The organism is Stenotrophomonas sp. STEN022 (assembly GCF_056760155.1).
The window spans coordinates 63214-70924 of sequence record NZ_JBRREG010000007.1; the positions used below are offsets into that span (position 1 = coordinate 63214).

At 65.5% G+C, this 7711-nt stretch carries 3 protein-coding genes; 1 reads left to right on the forward strand and 2 read right to left on the reverse strand.

Annotation, left to right across the window (positions count from 1 at the left end; genetic code table 11):
• Positions 1-467: 467 nt before the first annotated feature.
• The gene (gene purL, locus ACVOMF_RS03120) at positions 468-4349 is read right to left on the reverse strand and encodes a phosphoribosylformylglycinamidine synthase (RefSeq protein ID WP_481507973.1); all 3882 of its coding nucleotides are present in this window, start codon (positions 4347-4349) and stop codon (positions 468-470) included.
• Between the two features lie 319 nt (positions 4350-4668).
• Here purL and ACVOMF_RS03125 point away from each other — a divergent pair, with 319 nt between their 5' ends.
• A complete protein-coding gene (locus ACVOMF_RS03125; RefSeq protein WP_481507974.1) occupies positions 4669-6819 on the forward strand; it encodes a glycosyl hydrolase family 18 protein in 2151 nt (716 codons plus the stop codon).
• A 76-nt stretch (positions 6820-6895) separates the two neighbouring features.
• Here ACVOMF_RS03125 and ACVOMF_RS03130 read toward each other — a convergent pair whose 3' ends face one another.
• Entirely contained in the window at positions 6896-7672 is a 777-nt protein-coding gene (locus tag ACVOMF_RS03130) for a DsbC family protein (RefSeq protein WP_481507978.1), read from the reverse strand.
• Positions 7673-7711: the final 39 nt, after the last annotated feature.

The window sequence follows — 7711 nt, forward strand, 5'->3', positions numbered from 1 at the left end:
CGGAAGATGAAGGCGTTAAGTTTCCTGCAAGCCTTGGGCTGCGGGCTTTTAGCTGATTTCGATGCGCCCGCGAAGAAAATGGCTTCATCTTTCTTAAAAACGCGAAACAGTTGCATTGCAACAAGGCAAGTTGCGCCAACTGTTGCCTGCGGAAGAGCAAACGGATCTCGCGGAAATGTCAGTTTACTGACGGACTTTGCTTACAACGGTTTGAGGTGCTCCGCGCGGGCTGAGCGGATAGGAGCCTCACGGTCACAGATGCGCTGGACCCCCAAAGCCGCTGAATGCCAGTGCTTGCGGCACTTCCAATCCATCCGCATCCGAAGCACTCCGCGCTCCTGCTTTCGGATACAGCCGAGCAGCTGGAGCCGAATCGAGACCCCACAACGCAGAAGCCCGCAGGCGTCGGCCTGCGGGCTTCTTCAAACGTCAAAGGACGGCAATGCACTCCAAACAGCGTCGCCTGTTCAGCCGCACCATACCCGTGCGTTGCGGAACATGCGCAGCCACGGCGAATCTTCGCCCCAACTGCTTGGTGCCCAGCTCAGGTTGACCGTGCGCGGGGTGCGTTCCGGGTGCGGCATCAGGATGGTGACGCGGCCATCGCTGGTGGTCAGGCCGGTGATGCCGTCGGGCGAGCCGTTCGGATTGAGCGGGTACTGGGTGGCCACGCGGCCATCACCGTCGACGTAACGCAGCGCGATGCTGGCTGCTGCCTGGTCCACCGCGCTGTCAAACTCGGCACGGCCTTCGCCGTGTGCCACCGCTACCGGCAGGCGCGAGCCGGCCATGCCACGCAGCAGGATCGACGGCGACTCGACGATCTCGAGCAATGCGGTGCGTGCTTCGAACTGCTCGCCGGCATTGCGCAGGAACTTCGGCCAGTGTTCGGCACCGGGGATGATGTCCTTGAGCTGACTCATCATCTGGCAACCGTTGCACACGCCCAGCGCGAAGGTATCCGGGCGGGCGAAGAAGGCCGCGAAGGCCTCACGCAGTGCCGGACGTTCGAGGATGGAGGTTGCCCAACCGCGGCCCGCACCCAGCACGTCGCCGTAGCTGAAACCACCGCAGGCGGCGATGCCGCGGAAGTCACCCAGCTGCACGCGGCCTTCGATCAGGTCGCTCATGTGCACGTCGTAGGCGTCGAAACCGACGCGCTCGAAGATATTGGCCATTTCGATCTGGCCATTGACGCCCTGCTCGCGCAGGATCGCCACCTTCGGCCGTGCGCCGCTGGCGATGAACGGTGCGGCGACGTCGTCGGCCGGATCGAATGCCAGCTTCGGCTTCAGGCCCGGGGCGTTGAAGTTGCGCGCAATCGCACGCTCCTGGTCAGCCGCATCCGGGTTGTCACGCAGCTTCTGCATGGCGTGGGTGACCGACCACCAGGCATCGAACAATTCTTCCCAGCGCCATTCCACCACGCTGTCGCCGGCCAGCTGCACGCGCACCACCGGTGCGGTGGTCGGGCGGGCGATGCGCTGTGCGCATTCGGTCAGTGCGTGGCGCTCGACCAGATCGGCGAACGCGGCGCGGTCTTCCTTGGCGATCTGCACCACGGCGCCCAGTTCTTCGTTGAACAGGCTGCGGAACGGATCATCGCCCCAGGCATCGAGCACGATGTCCAGGCCCATGCGCGAAGCGAATGCCATTTCGCACAGTGCGGCAAACGCGCCGCCGTCGCTGCGGTCGTGGTAGGCCAGCAACAGGCCGGACTCACGTGCATCACGGATCAATTCAAAGAACGCGCGCAGGCGCTGCGGGTCGTCCAGATCCGGCACGTCACCGGCGAATGCCGGCAGCGCGCTGTGATCGGCCTGGGTCTGCGCCAGGATCGAACCGCCCAGACGCTGCTTGCCAGCGCCCAGGCCGATCAACCACAGCTCGCTCTCGGTTTCGCGGTCAAGCAGCGGGGTCAACTGCTGGCGGGCATCGCTGACCGGCGCGAACGCGGTGATCACCAGCGATACCGGCGACACCGACTTCTCGGCCTGGCCATCGGCCTGCCACTGCGCCTGCATCGACAGCGAGTCCTTGCCCACCGGGATGCTGATATCCAGCTGCGGGCACAGTTCCATGCCGACAGCCTTGACGGCGTCGTACAGCAGCGCGTCTTCGCCGTTGTGGCCACAGGCGGCCATCCAGTTCGCTGACAGCTTGACCGTATCCAGCGCGGTCACCGGTGCGGCGCACAGGTTGGTGATGGCTTCACCCACTGCCATGCGTGCCGATGCAGCGGCGTTCAACAGTGCCAGCGGGGTGCGTTCACCCAGCGACATCGCTTCGCCGGCATAGGTATCGAAACCGGCCAGGGTGATCGCAACGTCCGCCATCGGCAGCTGCCACGGGCCGATCATCTGCTCGCGCGCGGTCAGACCACCCACGCTGCGGTCACCGATGGTGACCAGGAAGCTCTTCGAAGCCACGGTCGGGTGTGCAAGCACACGCAGACCGGCGTCATGCAGATCGATGCCGGCGGTCTTCAACGATGGCCAGCGCGGTGCCGGCGGATGCACGGTATCGCGATGCATCTTCGGCGCCTTGCCGAACAGCACGTCCATCGGCAGATCAATCGGCGCATCAGCCGGGGTGTTGCCCGGGGTCGCGCCATAGGCAACGACCAGGTGCTCCTCCGCCGTTGCAACACCGACGGCGGCGAACGGGCAGCGTTCGCGCGCGCAGATGGCGGCGAACTCGGCCAGGCGCTCCTGCGCCACGCCGAGCACATAGCGTTCCTGCGACTCGTTGCACCACAGTTCCAGCGGCGACAGCGAGGGATCGTCGGTGGGCACCTTGCCCAGGTCGATCACGCCACCGACATTGGAGTCGTGCAGCAGCTCCGGAATGGCGTTGGACAGGCCACCGGCGCCGACGTCGTGGAAGAACTTGATCGGATTGTTCGTGCCCATTGCCACGCAACGGTCGATCACTTCCTGGCAGCGGCGTTCCATTTCCGGGTTGTCGCGCTGCACGCTGGCGAAGTCGAGGTCTTCGGCGCTCTCGCCCGAAGCCACCGACGAGGCCGCACCGCCGCCCAGGCCGATCAACATGGCCGGGCCGCCGAGCACGATCACCGCGTCGCCCGCCTGCAGCTGCAGCTTGTCGACCTGCACGCGGTCAATTGCGCCCAGGCCACCAGCCAGCATGATCGGCTTGTCGTAGGCGCGGGTGATGCCGTCTTCCGGCAGCTCGAAGCTGCGGAAGTAACCGAGCAGGTTCGGGCGGCCGAATTCGTTGTTGAACGCAGCGCCGCCGAGCGGGCCGTCGAGCATGATGTCCAGGGCCGGCGCCATGCGCGGGTTCAGCGCGCGCGGCGCTTCCCACGGCTGCGGCAGGGTCGGGATGCGCAGGTGCGAGACCGAGAAACCGGTCAGACCAGCCTTGGGCTTGCCGCCGCGACCGGTCGCACCTTCGTCGCGGATCTCGCCACCGGCGCCGGTCGCGGCACCCGGGAACGGGGCGATCGCGGTCGGGTGGTTATGCGTTTCCACCTTGATCTGGAAGGCGCTGGGCACCACCGCTTCACTGCGGTACTTGCCGGTGGCCGGGTCCGGGCGATAGCGCGCGGCCGGTTCACCTTCGATCACCGCGGCGTTGTCGCTGTACGCGCTGAGCGTGTGCTGCGGGGTCTGCTGGTGGGTGTTCTTGATCATCTTGAACAGCGAGCGGTCCTGCTCGTTGCCATCGATGGTCCAGCTGGCATTGAAGATCTTGTGCCGGCAGTGCTCGGAATTGGCCTGCGCGAACATCATCAGCTCGACGTCGGACGGATCACGGCCGAGTTCGCTGTAACGCTGGCGCAGGTAATCGATCTCGTCATCGGCCAGAGCCAGACCGAGGCGCTTGTTGGCGCCTTCCAGGTCGTCCAGGGCGATGCGCTCCAGGCTGCCGCGGCCGACGTTGTTGAACAGTGCCTGCGCTTGGCCGATGTCTTCCAGCAGCGACTGGGTCATCGGATCGTGCAGCAGCTTGGCCAGTGCAGCCTGTTGCGCCGGATCGGACGGCCAGCCGCTCAGGTCAATGCGGGTACCGCGTTCAACGCGCTGGATTGGCAGACCGGCGCCGCGTACCAGCTCGGTGGCCTTGCTCGACCACGGCGACAGCGTGCCCAGGCGGGGCACCACATAGCGCGAAATTGCGCCATCGACGCGTTCTGCAGCCTGTGGCTGGCCCTGCAGGATGCGGCCCAGCGTGGTCTGGTCGACCGCGCCGGCATCGGCAGCTTGGGTGAAATAGACGTGCCAGGCACCGGTAATGCGCAGATCGGCGGCAATGGACTGCAGGCGGGATTCAAGACGTTCGCGGCGGAACGGCGAAAGGGCAGCTGCGCCCTCGAGGACGATCATGTCCGGGAGACCATGGTGGGAATCGGCCCGCGATTGTACCGGACTCGGCCGCCCCAAGCCTCAGCAGCCCGACTACCGGAAGTCCTCAGGGATGACGCGGTTCACACCGACAGTCAGCTGCGCAGGCCAAACCGTACCGCCTTTTTTGACAACGTTATCCTCGTTCAACCGGCACCTGCGTGCTGGTGCAACGGCCCAGATCCGGTCCCAGCAAGCTTTTTCCTCGTCCCAAGGCCGGGCGCAGCCGCGCCCGCCCCGCCGAAGGCGTGCCCCGGGGAACAACGCACAACCACCGCATAACCGCAGAAGGAGATCCACCATGACGGACCATCCCACAGGCCCTTTCCGGCCCCCATATACCCCCGAGCTCGCCCGCAGGCCGCGGCTGGGCCGGGCACTGGCCCTGGTGTTTGCGGCCGGCAGCACCATACCGGCAGCCCAGGCCGCCAACTGTGCTGGGGTGAAGCCCTGGCTGGGAACCACGATCTACCAGGCCGGCGAGCAGTTGCAGAAGGGCGGCACGCTGTACCAGGCACGCCAGACCATCTGGAACGCACCACCGGACCATCCCGCCGGCCGCCGCTACTACGACAATCTGGGCCGCTGTGATGACGGCGCACCAGCAGCCAACCAGCCGCCGCAGGTCCGTCTGACCGCGCCCAGTGCAGGCAGCACCTTCAGCGCCGGCAGCACCATCACCTTCAGCGCAGTGGCGACAGACAGCGACGGCAGCATCCGCAGGGTCGAGTTCTTCCGCAACGGCCAATCCATGGGCAGCGTCGGCAGCGCGCCTTACCGCCTTGCCTGGCACAACGCCGCAACCGGTAACCATCTGCTCAGCGCCATCGCCACCGATGATCGCGGTGCCAGTACCACCTCGGCCACGGTCAACGTGACGGTCACCGCACCGGACAAGGACAGCACCGCACCCTCGATCCCGGACGGGCTCCGCGTAGCGGCACGCACCTCGACCAGCATTGCCTTGCGCTGGAATGCTGCCAGCGACAATCCCGGTGGCAGCGGCATCGCCGCCTATGACCTGTACCGCGACGGCACGCAGATCGCTTCGACTGCCAGCAGCCAGCATGCCGACACCGCGCTGACCCCGGCCACCACCTATCACTATGCCGTGCGTGCCCGCGACAAGGCCGGCAACGCCTCGCCGCTCAGCGCCATTGTCAGCGCCAGTACCTTGGCCGAGGACACTGGCAGCGGCGATCCAGGAGAGCCGGGAGACCCGGGCACTCCGAGTGACGGCAGCAAACGTGTCATCGGTTATTTCACCCAATGGGGCATCTATGGCCGCAATTACCGCGTCAAGAACATCGACAGCAGCGGTTCGGCGGCGCGCCTGACCCATATCAACTACGCCTTCGGCAACGTCCGCAACAACCGCTGCGAGGTCGGCATCACCCAGGCCGCCGATCCGGCCAGCGGCGCGGGCGGCGACGCCTATGCCGATTACACCCGCAGCTTTGGCGCCAGCGAAAGCGTCAGCGGTGTCGCCGACCAATGGAACCAGCCGCTGCGCGGCAACTGGAACCAGCTCAAGCAGCTCAAGGCCAAGCACCCACAACTCAAGACGCTGATCTCGCTCGGTGGTTGGACCTGGTCACGCGGTTTCTCCAGTGCCGCACGCCCGGAGAACCGCCAGGCCTTTGTCGCCTCCTGCATTGATGCCTATATCAGGGGCAATCTGCCGTTTGCCGATCATGCCGGCGGTAAAGGGGTAGCCGCAGGCGTGTTCGATGGCATCGACATCGATTGGGAGTATCCGGCAGCCTGCGGCCTGGGCTGCGGCACGCCGGCCGACCGCGACAACTTCACCGCGCTGTTGGCCGAGTTCCGCCGCCAGCTGGACGCGGTGCGCCCTGGGCTGCTGCTGACCGTGGCGGTGGGAGCCGGCATCGACAAGATCCGCCCGACCGACCCGACCGCCTATCACCGCCATCTGGATTTCATCAATGTGATGACCTACGACTTCCATGGCGCCTGGGCCGGCACCACCAATCACCACACCGCCCTGTTCCACTCCCCGGCAGACCCTTCAACCGGTGACGCCGCCCTGTACAACAGCAACGACGCCATCGAGGCGTATCTGCAACGTGGTGTGCCTGCGGCCAAATTGAACCTTGGCGTCGGCTTCTATGGCCGCGGCTGGACGGGCGTGGCACGAACCAACAACGGCCTGTACCAGAGCGGGCGGCCGGCAGCCGGCAAATACGAGGCCGGCATCGAGGACTGGAAGGTACTGAAGAACCTCGATTGGACGGTATATACCGACCCGCTTGCGCAGGCGACCTGGCTGTATGACGGCAATACCTTCTGGAGCGTGGATACCCCGGAAATGCTTGGCCACAAGATGGCCTACGTCAAAGCCCAGGGGCTGGGCGGCGCATTCTTCTGGGAGTTCAGCGGTGACGACGCCCAGGGCACCCTGGTCAACAGCGTCAGCAACGGCCTGAAGTAGGCAGCTGTCAAAACCACAACGCCCCTCGCGTTGCCGGGAGGGGCGTTGTCTGTTCAAACCCTGCTGCGTATCGCTATCAGCGGCCGCCGCCTTCCATGCGGTCCAGCGTGGCCTTCAGCTGTGCCGGCGGCAGATAGCCACCGAGCTGGGTGCCATCGGCAGCGAAGATCGCCGGAGTACCGTTGATGCCCAGCTGCTGGCCGAGGTTGTACTGCATGGCCACCGGGTTGGTGCAGTTCCGGGACGGCACCGGCTGGCCGGACTTGGCTGCGGTCAGCGCGGCCTTGCGGTCACTGGCGCACCAGACCGAGATCATGTCGGTGGCGTCCTTGCTGGCCAGGCCCATGCGCGGAAACGCCAGATATTCGACGGCGATGCCGTTGCGATTCAGCTCGGCGATGTCCTGGTGCAGCTTGCGGCAATAGCCGCACTCGATATCCGTGAACACGCTGATCGTGTGCTTGGCATTCGGCGGTGCAAACACGATGCGGTCGGCATGCGGCAGCGATGACAGCAGGTTGCGGCGATAAGTCAGCAGGCCGGCGCTGGTGGCCTGGGCCTTTTTCTCGATGTCGTAGGGCGTGCCCTGCAGCAGATAGCGACCGTCATCGGTCACGTATAACACCTGCCCGGACACCAGCACCTCACGGAAACCTGCAAACGGTGCCGCGCCGATATATTCCGGCTTGAGGTTGGGATCCAACTGCTTGAGGGCATCGCGCACCTGCTTCTCGACTGCGGCATCGGCCGGCGAAGCGGCAGCACTGGCAGCGGCTTTGGGCGCTGCGGGCTGTTGCGCGCAGGCGGTAAGGCTGAGCGCGCCAAACAGCGCGGCAATGGCAAATCGGAACATGGCGACCCATCGATAGAGAACAGCGGGATTCTCGCACAC